The sequence below is a fragment of the Plectonema radiosum NIES-515 genome, from assembly GCF_025753815.1.
Classification (GTDB): Bacteria; Cyanobacteriota; Cyanobacteriia; order Cyanobacteriales; family Nostocaceae; genus Hassallia; species Hassallia radiosum_A.
On record NZ_JAOWRF010000371.1, the window covers coordinates 1 to 20,181 of the forward strand.

Sequence of the window (20,181 nt, forward strand, 5' to 3'; positions counted from 1 at the left end):
ATTTAAACGCGGCAATTAACTTATCACGGTTGGCTTCATCGTGAAAGCTTACTGAGGGATAACCGCTCCCATGCTCCCGTTGAAGTAAGAAGTAAATGTCTAGACTTGTCTAGGATTTATATAGCAGATGCTGTTTAATGAACTTCAGTTACTCGAAGCCGAAAATCAGGTAGTTTTAGGCAATGGGGAACGCTATGTAGCCCGACTGGTAGCTCACCAAAGCAAGCAACAACCAACTCCCAGCCCCACTGAGCCTTTTCAAGTTAAGTTATCGGAATATGGGAACCTAAACAATATACAATTGGTATCACTTCTTCGCCGTCCACCAGGACCTGGAGAAGTAGAAATTGAGGTTGATGCTTCTGCACTGAACTTCCGCGATGTGTTAAATGCACTGGGAATGCTCAAAGAACACTATGCCGAACACTTGGGCATTCACCAAGCTAAAGATGTGCCGTTGGGTTTTGAATGTGCAGGCAAAATTGTCAGGGTAGGTTCTGGTGATTGTGGTTTCAAAGTTGGCGATGAAGTCATGGCGATCGCTGATGGTAGCTTTGCCAGTTTTGTGACACTACTGGCGGCAAAAGTGGTTCACAAGCCGAGTGAACTGAGTTTTGAAGAAGCTGCGACGATTCCAAACGTATTCTTGACGGCGATGTATGCGCTGCAAGAACTGGCAAACATCCAACCAGGCGATCGGGTACTGATCCATGCTGGTGCCGGGGGGGTAGGTCAAGCAGCCGTACAACTGGCGCAGGCTGTTGGAGCAGAGGTTTTTGTTACAGCGAGTCCTACCAAGTGGGAGTTTCTCAAGGCACAGGGCATTGAAGAAACACACATCATGAATTCGCGCACGCTTGCTTTTGCCTCGGAATTAATGACGAAGACCAAAGGCAAAGGTGTGGATATTGTGCTCAACAGCTTGAGTGGAGAATTCATAGAGCAAAGCTTTGCGGTGTTGGCTGTTGGTGGTCGCTTTGTGGAACTAGGGAAAATGGGCATTTGGGATCACCAGAAGGTGGCGCAATGCCGCCCGGATGTAGCCTACTATTCCTTTGATTTAGGTGATGTTTTCAACCTTGACCCTGAGTTGATTACAAAAATGCTTGCACAGGTGAGTGATTGGTTGGCAGACGGTAAAATCAAGCCATTGCCGCACAAAGTATTTCCTGCGGGGGATGCGACCGAGGCTTTTCGGTATATGCAGCGAGCCAAGCACATTGGTAAAGTCGTCTTAGCTTTCAATTCACAAACAAAACAACTGATACGAGGCGATAGTACCTATTTAGTTACAGGTGGTTTAGGTGGACTGGGATTACTGGTCGCTCGTTTTCTAGTGGAGCATGGTGCAAAACATTTGGTGCTGGTAGGACGCTCTGCTGCAGAAACAACCGCCAAAAATCAGTTAAAGGAGTTGGAACAATTAGGTAGTCAGGTGGTGGTAGTCCAAGCCGATGTGTCTAACCGCGAACAAATGGCTCGGGCTATAGCCGATCTCACCTCATCTTTACCTCCGTTGCGGGGTATCGTTCACGCAGCCGGCATTTTGGATGATGGCATCTTACAACAACTAACCTGGGAACGCTTTACGCGAGTCATGGCTCCCAAGGTAATAGGTGTTTGGAATTTACACACGCTGACCAAAGATCAACCCTTAGAATTTTTGGTGTTCTTCTCTTCGGCTAGTTCTTTGTTAGGTAGTGCAGGTCAGGCTAATTATGCTGCAGCCAATGCTTTTCTCGATGCTTTAGCCTCTTATCGTCGCGGGCAAGGATTACCTGCCTTATCTATTAACTGGGGAGCTTGGAGCGAAGCAGGGATGGCTGATCGGCTCCAGATAACTAAGCAGTTGCATCAAAAGGGTGAAGGCTACATCACACCTCAACAGGGATTGCAGGTTTTAGAGCAGTTGTTAAAAGAACAATCAAGACACGAGTTAAGCCAAGTTGGTGTCTTACCCATCAACTGGCCGAAGTTTTTAGAATCCATTGAGCAAGGGAAAGTGCAAGCGACTTTGCCATTTTTTGCCGACTTCACCAAAGCATTCGTCTCCAAATCAGCGCAAGTACTCCTTCCGGGTGAAGTGATTGCATCCTCAAATCGTAACCAAGTACACGGGTATAAGTTTCGCCAGCTACTAGAAAACAGTTCTGCTGAAAAACGAGTCGAATTATTGAGAGATTATGTTTGTACCCAGGTGGCTGAAGTGCTAGAACTTAGTTCACCCAAGCAAGTCGAGTTAACCCAACGATTTATTGAAATAGGATTGGATTCTTTAATGACGATGGAGTTAAGAAGTCGTCTGCAAGCTAATTTGGGATGCACCTTACCTTCAACATTGGTGTTTGACTATCCTACCGTAGAACTGTTAGTAGATTATTTGTACCAAGAAATTCTCTACCGCGCTGATTCAGACAACTCCTCCCAAAGAAAAGATTCCACATTAGTTCCAGTAAAGCCACACGGTTCAAAGCCACCTTTTTTCTTTGTTTCTGGAATTTTGGGACAGGTTTTCGCTCTTGATCGACTAGCCCATTACCTTGACTCAGAACAACCGTTTTATGGGTTACGCTCATTGGGACTGGAAGAAGGCGAGACACCCTACACTCAGATAACAGAGATAGCAGCCCACCATATTAAAGCTATCCAAGCTATTCAACCAACTGGACCATATCGGCTCGGTGGTCATTCCTTTGGAGGCAGGGTAGCCTTCGAGATGGGTCAACAGTTACTTGAACAAGAGCAGAAAGTTTCTTTTTTAGCTATTTTAGACATTCCGGCGATCACTAATAGCCATAAGCATGGAGGCACTTCGGATTACACCCTATTCACCATCACCTTAGCCCATATTTACGAAGGTGTTTTAGAAAAAAACCTCGATATTTCGTCGGAACACCTAAAGAATCTCAGTTTAGACGAACAAGTGAGGTATCTCGGAGAAAGTTTGCAACGAGCGGGGCAATCGTTAAACGAAGCTGAAATACAGCGTGTTTGGCAAGTTTGCAAGAGTAACACGCTTGCTGATATGAACTATCTACTGCAAAGTCATTATGATACACTAATTACGCTCTTTCGAGCTAGTGAACTGAGTGTTCTTGATTTTTTGCCGAATGAAACTGAAACAGAAAAAGAACCAAGTTGGGGTTGGGGTAAGCTTTCTACCTCTCCCTTGGAACTTCATATTATCCCAGGCAACCATTTTACCATGATGAACGAACCCCAGGTTCAGGTTTTAGCCAAACAGCTTCAAACTTGCCTGGATCGGGTGCAAATAGATTAAAAGGAGATAAAAGTATGATTGATTGCGATGTTCACAATGATTGGTCTACAGCCGAAGTCCTGTTACCGTACCTTGATGACTACTTTCGTGATTTCCTGATTAGGGGGGAGAAACCAGGACCACGAGGAACATTCCCGCGTGCTCAACGGGCTTGGCTTCATCCAGAAGGGTTTCGACGACAAGACATCAATCCGGTAACACAAGACGATCACTATAACTTAATGAAAGAACATTTGCTCGACAAATACGATATTGATGTCGCTATTTTGACGGGCGATGAAACCCTTGACATTTCAACGATCGCTAATCGTTACTATGGTAACGCCCTAGCAAGTGCCTATAACAATTGGGTGATTGACGAGTGGTTGTCTCGCGATCGTCGCCTCAAAGGTTCTATTGTTATATATAGTCCAGACCCTGAAAATGCAGCAGCCGAGATCCGGCGAGTAGGCGAACACCCAGATATGGTACAAATTATCATGTCTAGCGGTTCGATTCGTCCCTATGGCGATCCCTTCTACCATCCTATTTGGGAAGCCGCCTCCCAAATGAATCTCCCTATAGCCGTTCATCTTGGTGGACAAGCGGGGATCAATACCCAAACCTTTAGCTCAGGACCACCTACGTTCTACTGGGAAGCTCATGCCTTGTTATGTCAGGCAGGTATGTCCCATGTTGCCAGTACAATTGCACACGGCGTGTTTGAGAAATGGCCCAATACCTATCTCATCTTAACTGAATGTGGTGTCTCTTGGTTCCCGACGGTTTTGTGGCGTTTGGACAACGACTACCGAGCCTTACGTAAAGAAACGCCCTGGCTAAAGCGGCTACCAAGTGAATATGCCCGTGACCACATCCGCCTTACCACGCAACCTCTGGAGAACCCCGATAACAAACAACACCTGTGGAATGTCCTTGAAACTTTCGACGCTAAACACACGCTGCTGTTCTCTTCAGATTATCCGCACTGGGATTTTGATGACCCAACCAAGATTCCTATCCCAGCTGATTGGCGTGAAAATATATTGGATGCGAATGCAAGGCAAGTCTACTCGCGTCTTCCTGCCCGTGATTCCAAATCCCATTCATGAAAAATATGCCATTAGAACAAAAAGAACAAAAGCGATTTGTAGTCTGTAAAACAGATGCTTTGCCGTCTGGCGAACGATTACTTATTGAGTTAGGGGGGAAAAAAATTGGGGTGTTTAACGTAGCAGGTAAATACCACGCTCTTTTAAACTACTGTCCCCATCAAGGGGCACCGTTATGCCTGGGACCAATCACAGGCACGACGCTGCCAACAGATAAATACGAATTTATCTACGGTCATGAAGGGGCTATTTTGCGCTGTGCTTGGCATGGTTGGGAATTTGACATCCGGACAGGTGATTACTTAGTTAAACCTAACATCCGAGTTCGGACATATAAGGTGGAAATTGAGCAAAATGAAGTAGTCATTTATATTTGAGGATGTTCGGCAACTACAATGGGTAAGAGGCAGTAGTAATACCTACTACCTAAAATACTTAATGATTTCTCTTACCAGCAATTTAATCCATGAACCTAACGCTTCCAAGACAGTCCGAATTCTTAGGTCGTTTTTTCCGAATAACAGTTGCCAACGTCCTTAGCACTGTCATAGTGCCAGTAGCCCAGCTGCTGGGCGTTGCATTCTTGGGTCATCTGCCAGAAATCCAGCACTTGACTGGAGTTGCCTTAGCTGGGTCTCTGCTTGCCTGTCTCTACGAGATGTTCCTCTTTTTACGGATGGGAGTCACTGGGTTAACAGCTATGGCTCTAGGACAAGATGACCAAGAAGCTGTGCTGCTGGTGGGACTGCGTCATGGCTTCATTGCGCTGGTCGCTGGTGTGGCGATGGTCCTGTTGCAGTACCCGTTGCGACAGTTGGGATTTGCCCTACTTAGTTCTACCCCACCAGACATATTAGCTTCAGCGGGAGCTTATTTCGATGCCCAGATTTGGGGATCACCAGCTATTTTGATCAATTTTGTCCTACTAGGCTGGTTTTCAGCACGAGAAAAGAATCGCATAGTTGTGCTAATGTCTTTCTTTGGTAATGCTGCCAATGTCGTGCTCAACTATCTGTTGATTATCCGTTGGGGGTGGGAAAGTACGGGTGCTGGAGTATCGTATGCTATCAGCCAATATGTGACGCTGTTGACGGGATTATTTTTTTTGTTTCTACAAATTAAATGGCAAGAGGTACGAGCTGTAGCCAACCAGTTTTGGGACTTCTCAGCTTTTAAAGCCACCTTTGTTCTAAATATAAACATCTTTGTCAGCATGATTTTTATTCTATTAGTTATGCTCACATTCAACTACGAAAGTGCAAAGATGGGAACCATCATCTATGCTGAAAATTCCTTGCTCTTACAATTACTCGTACTGAACTCCTTTATTTTTGAGGGTCTGTCAATGGGCGTGGAAACCCTGATCGGAAACTTTAAAGGGAAAGGAGTTAAAGAACAGTTATTACCCCTACTGGGGTTGGCTTTAGGGACAGCTCTACTGATCGGACTCTCTACATCTGGAGTAAGTGTGCTATTTCCTCAAACTATATTTGGGTTATTCACCAACCACTCCGAAGTTACTGAAAATATTGATGTTTATGCACCCTGGTTATTACTTGTCTTAGGATTTAGTTCAGTTAGTTTCGTATTGGGCGGGTACTTTTTGGGTATAACAAAAACGCAAATTCTGCGTAACTCTAATTTAATCGCTGCTTTGTTCGGATTTGCACCTGCGGCGCTAGCGGCATTTACGTTACACAGTAACCATATCTTGTGGTTAGCTTTATCTTTGTTTCACGTAATGCGATTAGTGGTATTTGTGGTTCAGTTACCTGGGACGTTTAAAATTGATGTGGGCGATGGTAGTTCTGAGCTAAATCTATCTGAAGAGGATCGGAGTTTGGACGCAGCGGCTTAAGCTCGACTTTATCCATTTTCCAGTAACGCGTTCGCATAGGCGAAAACCCTTATGGAACCTAGACTTTGAGTTTTTCAATCTCGGCAAAATTAGTGATGTAGGAAAAAGTTTTTGCCACAAAGCTATAACTTTTCCCAAATAACAAGGTTTACGCTGCTTAATTGGATAAAGTCTAGGAAAATCCATCTAATCTCTAGCTGCGTTATTTCTTTTTCTCTCCTAGCTGATAATACTCCTCACTCACATCAAGGGAGCTAAAAATTTTGTTACTTGGTTATTGTTCTTACGCCTTAATTCTTTTGATTTGATAGCTATTTGTTTGACTTGGATTAGCAAAATATTTTTTGATATTAATTTGGTTACAGATTAGCAATTGGATAAAAAATAGCGATGACCAAAAGTTATATTGAGCAACTCGTCTTGAAACTTTACACCCAAAAGGTGTTGCTCTGGGTTGAAAATGGCAGTCTTCGTTATAAAGCCCCGAAAGGGGCGTTAACCCCAGCCTTGCGTGAAGAAATAGTTGCACATAAGGCAGAATTATTAGCGCTTTTAGAACAATCTAGTACAAACGCATTATCCCCTCCAATTCAGCCAATCACCCGAGAGGGGCAGTTACCCCTTTCCTTTGCTCAACAACGCCTTTGGTTCCTGAATCAGTTTGAAGGTTCCAATTCTACTTATAATATCCCCATAGCTTGGGAACTGAGCGGTTTCCTTAATCGATCTGCTTTAGCACAAAGTCTGACAGAAATTGTCCGTCGCCACGAAAGTTTACGTACAAACTTAGTTGCTGTGGAAGGTCATCCGGTACAAGTCATCCACCCACCACAAGAGGTGACAATCTCTGTTATTGACCTGCAAACATTGCCAGAAGCTGAAAAGCGATCGTCTGTACAACGTCTGGCTCTCCAAGAAGCCGAGTACAGATTTAATCTAGCAGATGGAGTCTTGTTGCGCGTCGCTTTGCTTCAGTTGGCAGAAACAGCCCATGTGTTAATGCTGACAATGCACCATATTATTTCAGATGGCTGGTCATTGGGTGTCTTAATCGAAGAGTTGTCGGTCCTGTATAATGCCTTTATTAAAGTTCAGCCTTCGCCTTTGCCACCGTTGCCAATTCAGTACGTTGACTTTGCCCACTGGCAACGTAATCAGCGCACGATGTTGGATAACCAATTAGTCTACTGGAAGAAGCAACTAACAGGCGCACCACCGTTGTTGCAATTACCAACCGACCATCCTCGTCTCCCCGTGCAAAGCTTTCGGGGGGCACAGTACAAATTTGAATTACCTTCAACATTAAATAAAGGTTTGAGGTTCCTAAGCAGGGAAACTGAAAGCACTTTGTTCATGCTTTTATATACCGCCTTTGCAATATTGTTATACCGCTATAGCGGCCAAGAAGATATTCTGGTTGGAACACCAATTGCGAATCGTCATCGCCGCGAGCTGGAGCCATTGATTGGTTTTTTCGTCAACACGCTGGTGTTGCGAGCCGATCTCTCAGACAATCCGACGTTCCGAGCGTTGCTGGCTCAAGTGCGGCAAACAACGCTAGAAGCTTACAATCACCAAGATTTGCCCTTTGAGTTACTAGTGGAAACCCTAAAGCCTGAACGTAATCTAAGTCACAGTCCACTTGTGCAGGTAGTATTTTCTTTACAAAGTACCTCAAAGTACCACTTAAATCTGCCGGAGCTAATGGTTACACCTTTGGAGGTAGCGCGTTCTGTCTCTAAATTCGAGCTGAGTTTACTTATGGAAGAAGGTGAACAAGGCATCACTGGGGAATTTGAATACGATGTGGACTTATTTGAGACGGACACAATCGAGAGAATGACGATGCATTTCCAGACCCTGCTTGCTGGAATTATAGCCAATCCAGACCACCCTATCGGCACTCTTCCTTTGTTAACTGAAGCTGAGCAGCATCAGTTGCTGGTTGAATGGAATGACACGTTAAGCCAGTATCCCGTTGACAAGTGCATTCATCAGTTGTTTGAAGAGCAGGTCGAACACACGCCTGATGCGATCGCAGTTGTTTATGAAGACCAACAACTAACATACAGCGAACTGAATGACCGAGCAAACCAGTTAGCCCATTATTTGCGGACAATCGGTGTCGAGCTGGAGGTACTGGTCGGCATTTGTGTAGACCGTTCTTTAGAGATGATTGTGGGCTTGTTGGGAATCTTGAAGGCTGGTGGTACTTATGTACCTTTAGACCCCACCTATCCCTCGGAACGTTTGGCTTTCATGTTGGCAGATGCTCGGGTTAGAGTGCTGCTAACCCAACAGCGATTGGTTGAAGGGCTGGCGGAGCATCAAGCAGTTGTGGTTTTGGATACTGACTGGAATGTCATTGCTCAACAGAGCAAGGAGAATCCTGCCAGTGGGGTGAAGCCGGAGAATTTGATTTATATGATTTATACCTCTGGCTCGACTGGCAAACCCAAAGGAGCGATGAACACTCATGCAGGGATCAAAAATCGCTTGCTCTGGATGCAAGATGCTTACCAATTTACCGCAGCAGATCGCTTTCTCCAGAAAACTCCCTTTAGCTTTGACGTATCGGTGTGGGAACTTTTCTGTCCATTGATCGCAGGCGCTCGTTTGGTAGTGGCGCGACCAGGAGGGCATCAAGATAGCAATTACCTAGTCAATTTAATCGCCCAACAACAGATCACCACCGTGCATTTTGTGCCCTCAATGCTGCAAGTGTTTCTTCAGGAGCAAGGTTTGGAGGCTTGCAGTTGCCTGCGCCAGGTGATGTGCAGTGGAGAGGCATTGCCGTTTGAACTCCAAGAACGTTTCTTTGCAAGTTTAGATGCTCAACTGCATAATCTTTACGGTCCAACCGAAGCGTCGATTGATGTTACCTTTTGGGCATGTAGGTCACAGAGCAATCAAAGAATAGTGCCGATTGGTCGTCCGATTGCCAACACACAAATCTACATTCTGGACTCTAATTTACAACCAGTCCCCATTGGTATCCCTGGGGAACTGCACATTGGTGGTGTGGGAGTTGCCCGTGGCTACCTCAACCGACCAGAGCTAACTGCCGAAAAATTCATCCCCAACCCCTTTACCAACGATCCTCATGTCCGCATGTACAAAACCGGAGACTTAGTCTGCTACCTAAGTGATGGCAACATTAAGTATTTGGGTCGGATAGACAATCAAGTCAAGATTAGGGGCTTCCGCATTGAATTGGGGGAAATTGAGAATCTCTTGAGTCAACACACTGCTATTCGCGAAGTCGTTGTTGTTGTGCGTGAAGAAGTTACCGGACCGCAGATAGTAGCTTATTTTGTAGCTTCACCAATTAGCAGTCACGACCTGCGAGTCTACTTGACCGAGAAGTTGCCCGATTATATGATTCCTAGTGCTTTTGTAAAGTTAGATAGTTTGCCCTTGAACCCGAATGGAAAGGTAGATCAACGCGCTTTGCCTAAGCCAACCGTGCGTTCGCAGTTGGAAGCAACTTACATGATGCCCCAAACCGACATAGAGCGTCAAATCACCGCAGTTTGGCAAGACGTGCTGAAGGTCGAGCACATAGGCATTCACGATAATTTCTTTGAGTTGGGAGGGCATTCCTTGCTGATCGTCCAAGTTCACAACAGCTTGCAAGAAATATTTAAGCAAAAGCTGGCGGTAACCGAGCTTTTTAAGTACTCAACTGTATACAGTTTGGCGAAACACTTAAGCGAGCTAAAAAACGAAGCACAAGAGTCACAGCCTGCCTTGATTCCACAGGACAGAGTTGAACGTCGTAAGGCAACTCAAGCAAACGTAAGCCAACGTAAACAACTTAGACAAAAGTCCCGGAATGATTTGTGACATTTTGTCACTATTACCATATCAACTACGTCTAATTCATTATGCAGACTATAGAAGAACAAATGTGATGAACGACTCAAATATTGCCATTATTGGAATGTCTTGCCGCTTCCCTGGAGCTAATTCTATTAAGATATTTTGGGAAAATTTGCGCTCTGGAGTCGAATCCATTTCCTACTTCTCGGATGAAGAAATACTCGCGGAAAACGTTGACCCAGCTTTGCTTAGTAATCCTAATTACGTTAAGTCTAGCATGATTGTGTCAGACATAGACTTGTTTGATGCTGCTTTCTTTGGCTTTACTCCCCGCGAAGCTGAAACTACAGATCCGCAGCACCGCCTATTTCTTGAGTGTGCCCAGGAGGCACTGGAAATGGCAGGTTACGATCCTAATGCCTATAAAGGAGCAATTGGGGTTTATGCAGGGGCTAATACGAGTCATTACCTACTTCATAATCTTTACCCAAACGACAATTTAAGGGAGTCAATCGGGGACTATCAACTGAATTTGTTCAATGATAGAGAAAATCTGCCCACCAAGACTGCTTACAAACTGAATCTAAAAGGACCGGCGCTAAATGTGCAGACGGCCTGTTCTACCTCCTTAGTCGCGATCCACTTGGCTTGCCAAAGCCTGTTGAACGGGGAGTGCGATATGGCTTTGGCTGGTGGGGTTTCTATCTTCATCCCCCAAAAAATTGGTTATCTGTATCAGGAGGGCATGATCCTTTCTCCTGACGGTCACTGCCATGCTTTTGATGCTAAGGCAAAAGGAACGGTTAGCGGCGATGGGGTGGGTATTGTTGTGCTGAAAACACTGGAAGATGCGTTAGCAGATGGCGATACGATCCACGCGATTATTAAAGGTTCCGCCGTCAATAATGATGGCTCTGCGAAGGTGGGCTATACTGCTCCCGGCGAGGAGGGTCAAACCAAGGCAGTTCGAGAAGCCCACGTGATCGCTGGTGTTGAACCTGAGACAGTTACCTATGTTGAAACCCATGGTACTGGAACAGTGCTGGGAGATCCGATTGAAATTGCCGCGCTCACTCGAGGCTTTCAAACCCAAGCGAGAGGCTTTTGTGCTATCGGCTCTGTGAAAACGAATATCGGTCATACTGGTCCGGTGGCTGGTGTTGCTGGTCTGATCAAAACTGTTTTAGCTCTCAAACACAAGCAGATTCCACCCAGTTTGCATTTTGAAGTACCCAATCCGCAAATTGATTTCGCCAATAGTCCCTTCTATGTCAATACTCAGTTGTCAGAATGGAAACGCAATGGTACACCCCGGAGAGCCGGTGTCAGTTCCTTTGGGATTGGGGGGACTAATGCCCACGTAATTCTTGAGGAAGCTCCTGCAATCACACCTTCTAGCCAATCTAGGTCTTGGCAATTACTGCTACTTTCTGCCAAAACGCCATCGGCACTAGATGTTGCTACATCTAACCTAGCAAAATACCTTCAACAAAATCCTAACATCAATCTAGCTGATGTGGCATATACGCTCCAAATGGGTCGTCAAGCTTTCAGTCACCGACGGATGGTTCTTGTCAAGGATATTGAAGAAGCAACAAACGCTCTAAGTAGCCTAGATAGTCAGCATCTTGCCACTAATTACCAGGAGTCTAAAGAACGACCCATCGTCTTTATGTTTCCCGGACAGGGTGCGCAATATGTCAACATGGCGAAGGATCTCTATGAGGGTGAGTTGACCTTTCGCGAACAGGTAGATACCTGTGCTGAAATCTTGAAACCTTATCTGGGTCTAGATTTACGCAAATTGCTTTACCCAAACCCAGAGCAAAACAATGAAGCGACGCAGCGACTGGAACAAACGGCGATAACGCAACCCGCACTTTTTGTGATTGAGTACGCCTTTGCCAAATTGTTGCTGGAGTGGGGGGTGCAACCTCAGGCAATGGTCGGTCACAGTATTGGGGAATATGTGGCGGCTTGCTTGGCAGGCGTTTTCTCTTTGGAAGATGCTTTGCTTTTAGTCGCAACACGAGGACAATTAATACAGCAACTGCCTAGTGGGGCGATGCTGGCGGTTCTTCTTCCCCCGAATAAGGTGGAATTTCTTCTAGGTGAGGATTTATCTTTAGCAACAGTTAACACTTTTTCACGTTGCGTGGTGTCGGGGACTAAAGCGGCAGTGGCGGCATTACAACAGCGGTTGGAGGAACAAGGGGTGGAATGTCGCCTTTTGAAGGTTTCCCATGCGTTCCATTCAGGAATGATGGAACCTATTTTGGCAGCCTTTACAGAGCAAGTCAGAAAAGTTAACCTACAGCCGCCCAAAATTCCCTACCTCTCTAATGTGACAGGCACTTGGATTACAGCGGCAGAAGCAACAGATCCTGCTTACTGGGCTAAACATCTACGCCAAACTGTTCGCTTTGCTGATGGAATGCAGTTGCTACTGCAAGAACCCGCTCAACTCCTTCTGGAAGTAGGTCCTGGTCGCACCCTGGCATCATTGGCAAGACAAAACCCCGCCTATAACCGCCAGACAATTCTCACGTTATTACGTCATCCACAGGAAAAACAATCTGATGTCGTCTTTTTGCTCGAAACAGTAGGCAGACTTTGGTTGGCTGGTGGAACTGTTGATTGGTCTAAGTTCTATACCCATGAACGTCGCCAACGACTGCCGTTGCCCACTTACCCATTTGAACGACAACGTTACTGGATCGCCCCACCAAACAAAACGATTAGCCCAGTAAGTTCTGGAAAACTATTGAAAAAGCCAGATATTGCGGACTGGTTCTATGTTCCTCTTTGGAAGCAAAGCATCTCGTCGTCGCTATTTTCTGGGATAAATCTACCCCCCCAATGTTGGTTGCTGTTTGTAGACCAATCTGGCTTAGGCGACCAACTGGCTAAACGACTGGAACAAGCGGGTCAAGATGTAGTAACAGTGAGAATAGGGACGCACTTTACCCAACTTAATGAACGCGACTATGCCCTTAATCCTCAGCATCCGCAGGATTACAATGCTTTGCTGAATCAACTATCTGTTCAAGCCAAAAGCCCACAGGTCATCTGTCATTTGTGGAGTGTCACTGAAACAGAAGAAACAGGACTCACAGTAGATCAAATTCAACAGTATGGCTTTTACAGTCTGCTCTATCTAGCACAGGCGCTTGGTGATCATTCCGCACATTTCAGTGACCCAATACAACTAACAGTTGTTTCAAATCAGCTGCAAAAAGTGACGGGAGAAGAGCAATTATGCCCAGAAAAGGCTACCTTACTTGGACTTGTTAAGGTCATTCCCCAAGAATATCCCAACCTAAGTTGTCGTAGCGTTGATGTAGTTGTGCCCCAGTTAGCAAGCGGACGCGATCAACTCCTACAGCAGTTGCAATTGGAGTTTAATACCAAATCAGATGAGCAAGTGTTGGCATATCGTGGTTCTTATCGCTGGGTGCAAACCTTTGAGCCAGTCCGATTGGAAAAATCTGTTGAAGGAAAACCACGATTGCGGTTGCGGGGAGTTTATTTAATCACAGGTGGGTTGGGAGGCATCGGTCTTGTACTTGCAGAATACCTGGCAAAGACTGTACAAGCAAGATTGATATTGATAGGGCGAAAGGCTTTCCCTGAGAGAGACGAGTGGGAACAATGGCTAGCAACTCACGATACTCAGGATAAAATAAGCGGCAAAATAATGAAGTTGCAGACACTTGAGGCTTTGGGTGCTGAGGTCATGGTGAAAAGTGCAGATGTTGCCAACATCGAACAAATGCAGGCAGCGATCGCTCAGGCATCAAAGCGATTTGGAGAGATTCACGGTGTCATCCACGCAGCAGGGATTGCAGGTGGAGGCATAATTCAACTCAAAACACCAGAAACAGCAGCCAGTGTACTTGACCCCAAGGTGAAAGGAACACGAGTGCTAGATGTCATCTTCAAAAATGCCAAGCTAGATTTCTTTGTACTTTGCTCATCACTGACTTCAATCCTAAGTGAAATAGGTCAGGTAGACTATTGTGCAGCAAATTCCTTTCTCGATGCCTTCGCTCATCATAGTACATCTAGAGATAACATCACTACATCAATTAACTGGTGTACTTGGCAAGAGGTAGGCATGGCAGTGAACACAGCCGTACCGCTTTCTCTCAAAGAATTGCGAGAAGAAAGCCTGAGTACAGGAATTTTACCTCAAGAAGGCACCGATGCGTTTAGCAGAATTTTATCTAATCCCCTGGCTCAATTTGCTGTCTCAACACAAGATTTACAAGCTATCATTGCGGAGAATGATAACCTCGCAGAAATAACCGCTCCTCTAGAAGATTCAAACCAAAATCATCTGTCCGAATCAAAACATCCAAGACCGAATTTGCCGAATGCTTATGTTGCTCCCTCCAAGGAAACTGAGCAAACAATTGCTCTCATCTGGCAACAATCTTTGGGGATTGAGCAGATTGGTATTCATGACAATTTCTTCAATTTGGGAGGTGACTCGCTATTGGTTACGCAAGTCATCTTTCGGATACAGCAACATCTTAGTGTAGCAATTCCTGCACGAAGTTTGTTTGAAAATCCCACCATAGCCAGTCTTGCTGAATACATTGAGGCAAGCATTACAACACACAAGCAGGATATAGGGAACAATGAACAGGCGATCGCCAACGACTTTACATCCCAAGGGGAATCCTCACAAAACGGTCAATCTCTCTTGGGAACGAAAACAAGTGAGGAAACGTGGTATCCTCTGTCGTATACACAACAACAATTTATTCTCCCTGAAACGGCTACGGAGAAAGCCCTTGTCCATGATGGGAGACTATTTTCTATTCGTTCTCAAGTCAATATTCCTGCTTTGCGGCGTGCCTGCCAAGCACTAATTAATCGCCATGATGGCTTACGCATCAGACTCGCCCTACACAATGGAGTACTGATGCAACAAGTACTTCCTGAACAAGAAATTCCTTTCGAGGTGATTGATGCTAGCGACTGGTCTGTGGAACAACTTACCCAGCAAGTTGAAGATATCTGGCGGCGTCGGTTTGACCTTAGGCGATCGCCACCAATACGAATACACTTATTAACCCGTGCTCCTGAAGAGTACATTTTAGTATTAGTCATTCACCACATCGTAACTGATGCTTGGTCTAATCAAATCATACAAGAAGAATTGCCAATACTGTATCAGGCTGAAGTCACTGGTGTTGAGGCATCTCTACCTATAATTCCTTGGTCATTTACACATTATCTGCGTTGGCAGACAGAAATGTTGTCAGGTGCAGAGGGCGAGCAACTTTGGAAATACTGGCAGGAGCAATTGTCAGGTACAATACCGATCCTCAATTTACCAACCGATCGTCCTCGTCCCCCTGTAATGAGTCATCGTGGGGCTGGGTATGAAATTTCTTTGAGCCGCGACCTCATACAACAACTCAAAAATCTGGTTCAGATGAATGAAGCTACCCTTTATGTATTGATTCAAGCGGCTTTTCAACTTTTGCTTCATAGCATTTCCGGTCAGCAGGATATTTTAGTGGGGACAGTGACAAACAACCGGGTGCGTTCAGAACTGGATAGGATAGTCGGTGGACTGGTGCATGTGGCTATATTGCGATCGCTACTATCTGGCAATCCCACTTTTATCCAATATCTCAGTCAAGTCCGGGAGAATGTATTGAATGTCCTAGCCCATCAAGGTTATCCTTTAAAATTGTTAGCCGAGCGATTGCAGGTTCAGAAAGACCCTAGCCGTCCGCCGATTGTTCAGGTGACATTAAACTACATTCAAGTAACAAAGGTTAAAGAGCGTACTGGGCAGAATGGAACAGACTCTACCTCGGCGGCTGGTTTCGATCAGTTAAAGCTGGAACAATGTGAAATTCCCTTGCCTCAATTTGGCAATTGGGAAGATTATTTTGGGCTGGGGATTATTGAAGATAAAGACAGCTTGTCTGGCATCATTAAATACAACACGGATGTGTTTGAAGAAACGACGATCGCTCGAATAGTAAAGTCGTTCCAAAAGCTACTCTGGGACATTCTGGCAAATCCAGAACAACCCATTTTGGAGTTATTGGAAGGCATCTCTCCCCATTGGAGGTAAATGCATTTCAATTTACGGTGGTTGGGGATGGTTCGCTCAGTGTGGTCTACGTATTGATGTCAAAGGCAGTTGCCCCATATTAGGAAATATTTTCTGCTAAGAATTGGCGCAAATGTCTCCAAGCATCCTCTGCGGCTTGTTGATGATAGTTGGGGTCAGTATCATTGAAAAATGCATGGTCAGCATCTGGATAAGTATAAAAAATAGCAGTTTTTCCTGCATCATCAAGGTTTTTCTTTAATTCTCTGACAGCTTCCATTGTCACATACGGATCTTTCTCGCCAAAGAATCCTAATACGGGAGCTTTAATATTCTCAATTGGAGGATTAACATTAGGATGAATGCCGTAAAAATCTACACAAGCTGAAACCATGTCGGGATCGGCTGCTGCTGCATAAAGCGAAAGCTGACCTCCCAGACAAAATCCTACTGTTCCAACTTTTTTACTAGTACAGGCTTGGTTGGCAAGAAGAGCCTTTATAGCTCCTTGAAGTATCTGTTCTGATTCATCAATGCCTAAAGCCATCATTAATCGGTCTGCCTGATCGGGAGAATCGGTTTGCTCCCCTTTATACATATCTGGAGCGAGGGCAGTAAATCCAAATGCAGCTAAGCGATCGCATACCTGTTTAATGTGGTCTACTAATCCCCACCATTCCTGTAGAACGATCGCACCAGGACCTTTACCTTTTTCTGGTATTGATAAATATCCCGAAAATACTTGTCCATTACTAGTGTTAAATTCAATCATTCTACCTTTCATAATTCTGATTTGACTCCAAATAACTAAATAAAAAAACTAAGAACTAAACGAAAATAGCATATATTAGAAATTTGAACAAGCAAAAATTAAGAATGGTAACTGAAGCTTTTTCTCATTGGGGGCGATTCCATTAAGTCTTGTCCAAGCAACTTTAAAGTTATATAAGAATCCGGTTTGAGTGTTGCTAAATATATGTAATCTAATTAATAGCCCAGGTTAAAATAAATGTAAAATGAGAATTATTTAACAGTCGAGGGCAAACGCTTCCATATAGTTAGAACACGGGAAACTCACCATGACAGGTACTTCTTTACAACCAATTTCTCACACAGCAGATTTAGGATTTCCAGGCGACTATTACTGGGAACCGCAGGTGTTTGCTAAAGAGATGAAAACCATCTGGCGCAACAATTGGCATTTTGTGGGTCGGGAGGAAGACCTACCAAACCCAGGTGATTACCTAGCCTGCACCATTGGGGAAGACCCTATATTTGTGATTCGTCAAGCTGATGGGACGCTGCAAGCCCTGCACAACGTCTGTCCCCACCGGGGAATGCGTCTTTTGAATGGACAAGGCAATTGTAGAATAATTCGTTGTCCTTATCACGGCTGGACGTTTGATGGGAAGGGACAACTTTTGGAAGTTACATATCCACAACTGTTTGCAGGACTGGACAAATCTGCAATCCAGTTGCTGGAAGCACGTGTAGATACTTGGGGTGGCTTCATCTTCGTCTGTCCCGAACAGGAAGGTGAGTTATTTAGAGATTTCTTAGCAGGTGTTCCAGATTACCTCAAGCAATCTAACCTTTGTTGGGAAGAACTCCGAGAAGTGGCTCGCTGGTCTTATAACGAGTCAGTTAACTGGAAGCTTCTAATCGAAAACTACTTGGATTTATACCATGTCCCCTGGCTACATAGCCAGTCACTAGTTAAGGAGGGAATGGATATTCAAAATCACTTCAACGCCACTCTCACAGGTCGTCATTGTAATTTTAAGTTTAGCTCGAAAGACCAACCTGCAGAAAAAAACCGCTACGAGTCTTATGTTTTTCCCAATCTGTCAATGAGTGCCTCAAGTAATTCGGCAGAGGTCTGGCGTTTTCAACCCCTCACTCCTGAACGAACTGTACTTGAAATTGTTTTGTACCAAACTCCAGAACAGCAAGAATATTCTTCCTCTAATTTTATAGAGACTCACCGATCTAACTATGATCAATTCATGGAGGAAGACTTTGTTATTTGCCGTTTGATACAGAAAACAGTAAAATCTTTAGCTTACAAAGTTAATCAGCCAGACAACAAATGGGGACATGCTATCGCAAAATGCCAACAGGCGATCGCTGACTTTCACAAAAATTGGTTGGAGGCGACCAAGGACTAATAATGTACCAATTACAAAATTAAGTTCCATATATAACGATGAAGTTTTTTGCTTGTATTGCTGCTATTTGGCGTTTTTGGGCGATCTTAATCCTTGCAGGACTGACAGCTATTTATTTTTCAGCATGCAGCCCTGTTAGGTTAAAAAACCAAGCGAATCAATCTCAACTTGTTCTATTAATGCTAGTAGATCCAATCACTTTTAATGCTGCCTTAGCTGAAGAATCTCGGAATACTATTTTTGATCTGATTTATGAAGGATTAATTACCGAAAATCCTGTCACAGGAAAAAAAGAACCAGCCCTAGCAAAATCTTGGAATTTTTCTGAAGATAACCTCAAGATTGTGTTTACTTTACGCCCTGGACTAAAATGGTCAGATGGTCATCCTTTAACGGTTGATGATGTTATTTTTAGTTATAATCATGTCTATTTAAATGAAGAAATTCCTTCTCTGGCTAGAGATAGTCTCAGAATTGGTCAGAGTCGAGCTTTTCCAAAGGTGCGTAAATTAGATGATTTGCAGGTTGAATTTATCATTACAGAAGCCTTTGCTCCGTTTTTAGACAGTGTTGAATTGCCAATTTTACCCAAACATATTTTACAAAAAACTGTTGAAAATAGAGGGAAAGATGGAAAACCTATTTTCCTTTCGACTTGGGGAGTGGATACGCCCCCAGAACAGATTATTGTCAATGGTCCCTACAAAATAAAAAGTTATAGCACCAGCGAGCGCCTTATTTTTTCCAATAATCCCTATTATTGGAAAAAAGACGAACATGGCAATCAGTTACCTTATATTAAACGGGTCATCTGGGCAATTGTAGAATCAACTGATACGTCTTTAATTCAGTTTCGATCTGGGAGTTTAGATTCTATTGAGGTGGCTCCTCAATATTTTTCTCTCCTAAAACAGGAAGAGAAGCGGGGGAATTTTACGATTTATAATGGGGGAACTGCCTATGACACAAATTATATTTCTTTCAATCTAAATAAGGGTAAGAGAGAGGGGAAACCGTTAGTTGATCCAATTAAATCTCGTTGGTTTAACAATGTAAATTTTAGGCGAGCAGTTGCTTATGCTATCGATAGGCAAAGGATAATTAACAACATTTTTCAGGGACTGGGAAATCCCCAAGATTCAGATATTTTTGCTCAATCTCCTTTTTATTATAAAAACATCAAAAGATATGATTATAATCCTCAAAAAGCCAAGAATTTATTGCTAAGTGAAGGGTTTAAATACAGTGAAAAGCAGGAACTTTTAGATCAAGAAGGAAATCGAGTTCGTTTTAATTTAATCACTAACGCTGGCATTCGAACTCGGGAATCAATGGGAGTGCAAATTCAAGAAGATTTAGGGAAGATTGGCATCCAAGTTGATTACTCTCCTATAGGGTTTCACACGCTAATAGATAAACTCGATAATACTTTGGATTGGGAATGTTATCTCCTCGGTTTTTCGGCAGGGAATGAACCGAATAATCGCGCTAATATTTGGCTTTATAATGGGACAGTACATACATTTAATCAAAAAGCACAACCAGGAAATAAACCGATAGAAGGGCGAGAAGTAGCAGAGTGGGAAAATCAAATTGAGGAATTATACATTCAAGGTGCGATAGAATTAGATTTTGAGAAACGGAAAGCTATGTATGTAGAAGCTCAACGTTTAATTCATGATTATGTTCCTTTTATTTATTTAGTCACTCCCTATTCTATGGCTGCTGTCCGCAATGATATTAAAGGTATACAATATTCTGCTCTCAGCGGTGCTTTTTGGAATCTCGAAAAATTAAAAATATCTAAATAATAAAATAGATAATTGTTCAGGGGGTGGAATTGGCATCAAACCAAGCTTTGCTAATGCTTCGCCTTCGGCAAT

The 20,181-nt window shown here is 44.0% G+C and carries 9 protein-coding genes; 8 read left to right on the forward strand and 1 reads right to left on the reverse strand.

The window, feature by feature from the left end; translation table 11 throughout:
* The first annotated feature begins 127 nt into the window (after positions 1-127).
* The 6 genes from OGM63_RS26280 (at position 128) to OGM63_RS26305 (ending at position 16,151) form a co-directional block, all read left to right on the forward strand.
* Entirely contained in the window at positions 128-3,280 is a 3,153-nt protein-coding gene (locus OGM63_RS26280; protein ID WP_263748656.1) for an SDR family NAD(P)-dependent oxidoreductase, read from the forward strand.
* A 14-nt stretch (positions 3,281-3,294) separates the two neighbouring features.
* Positions 3,295-4,371, forward strand: coding sequence for an amidohydrolase family protein (locus OGM63_RS26285; protein WP_263748657.1), 1,077 nt, complete (start codon positions 3,295-3,297; stop codon positions 4,369-4,371).
* Complete coding sequence (locus OGM63_RS26290; RefSeq protein WP_263748658.1) at positions 4,368-4,748, forward strand: Rieske (2Fe-2S) protein; 381 nt, start codon at positions 4,368-4,370, stop codon at positions 4,746-4,748. The genes OGM63_RS26285 and OGM63_RS26290 overlap by 4 nt, the downstream gene beginning before the upstream one ends.
* 89 nt (positions 4,749-4,837) lie before the next feature.
* On the forward strand, positions 4,838-6,229 hold the full coding sequence (gene gntT / locus OGM63_RS26295; protein WP_263748659.1) for a guanitoxin biosynthesis MATE family efflux transporter GntT: 1,392 nt from the start codon (positions 4,838-4,840) through the stop codon (positions 6,227-6,229).
* A 390-nt stretch (positions 6,230-6,619) separates the two neighbouring features.
* Entirely contained in the window at positions 6,620-10,075 is a 3,456-nt protein-coding gene (locus OGM63_RS26300; RefSeq protein ID WP_263748660.1) for a non-ribosomal peptide synthetase, read from the forward strand.
* Between the two features lie 67 nt (positions 10,076-10,142).
* Complete coding sequence (locus OGM63_RS26305) at positions 10,143-16,151, forward strand: type I polyketide synthase (protein WP_263748661.1); 6,009 nt, start codon at positions 10,143-10,145, stop codon at positions 16,149-16,151.
* A 79-nt stretch (positions 16,152-16,230) separates the two neighbouring features.
* Here OGM63_RS26305 and OGM63_RS26310 read toward each other — a convergent pair whose 3' ends face one another.
* Positions 16,231-16,914, reverse strand: a complete 684-nt coding sequence (locus OGM63_RS26310; RefSeq protein WP_263748662.1) for a dienelactone hydrolase family protein — start codon at positions 16,912-16,914, stop codon at positions 16,231-16,233.
* Positions 16,915-17,209: 295 nt separating this feature from the next.
* On the opposite strand from OGM63_RS26310, the gene OGM63_RS26315 reads away from it, so the two are divergent.
* Together OGM63_RS26315 and OGM63_RS26320 are read left to right on the forward strand one after the other, a co-directional pair.
* Positions 17,210-18,298 carry an aromatic ring-hydroxylating oxygenase subunit alpha gene (locus tag OGM63_RS26315; protein ID WP_263748663.1) on the forward strand — a complete coding sequence of 363 codons (1,089 nt, stop codon included), beginning with the start codon at positions 17,210-17,212 and terminating at the stop codon, positions 18,296-18,298.
* A gap of 38 nt (positions 18,299-18,336) precedes the next feature.
* Positions 18,337-20,109 carry an ABC transporter substrate-binding protein gene (locus OGM63_RS26320; protein ID WP_263748664.1) on the forward strand — a complete coding sequence of 591 codons (1,773 nt, stop codon included), beginning with the start codon at positions 18,337-18,339 and terminating at the stop codon, positions 20,107-20,109.
* Positions 20,110-20,181: the final 72 nt, after the last annotated feature.

Excerpts from the sequence above, each read along its gene's own strand:
- OGM63_RS26280 (WP_263748656.1), top strand. The coding sequence starts at position 128 with ATGCTGTTTAATGAACTTCAGTTACTCGAAGCCGAAAATCAGGTAGTT.
- OGM63_RS26285 (WP_263748657.1), top strand. The coding sequence starts at position 3,295 with ATGATTGATTGCGATGTTCACAATGATTGGTCTACAGCCGAAGTCCTG.
- OGM63_RS26290 (WP_263748658.1), top strand. The coding sequence starts at position 4,368 with ATGAAAAATATGCCATTAGAACAAAAAGAACAAAAGCGATTTGTAGTC.
- gntT (WP_263748659.1), top strand. The coding sequence starts at position 4,838 with ATGAACCTAACGCTTCCAAGACAGTCCGAATTCTTAGGTCGTTTTTTC.
- OGM63_RS26300 (WP_263748660.1), top strand. The coding sequence starts at position 6,620 with ATGACCAAAAGTTATATTGAGCAACTCGTCTTGAAACTTTACACCCAA.
- OGM63_RS26305 (WP_263748661.1), top strand. The coding sequence starts at position 10,143 with ATGAACGACTCAAATATTGCCATTATTGGAATGTCTTGCCGCTTCCCT.
- OGM63_RS26310 (WP_263748662.1), bottom strand. The coding sequence starts at position 16,914 with ATGAAAGGTAGAATGATTGAATTTAACACTAGTAATGGACAAGTATTT.
- OGM63_RS26315 (WP_263748663.1), top strand. The coding sequence starts at position 17,210 with ATGACAGGTACTTCTTTACAACCAATTTCTCACACAGCAGATTTAGGA.
- OGM63_RS26320 (WP_263748664.1), top strand. The coding sequence starts at position 18,337 with ATGAAGTTTTTTGCTTGTATTGCTGCTATTTGGCGTTTTTGGGCGATC.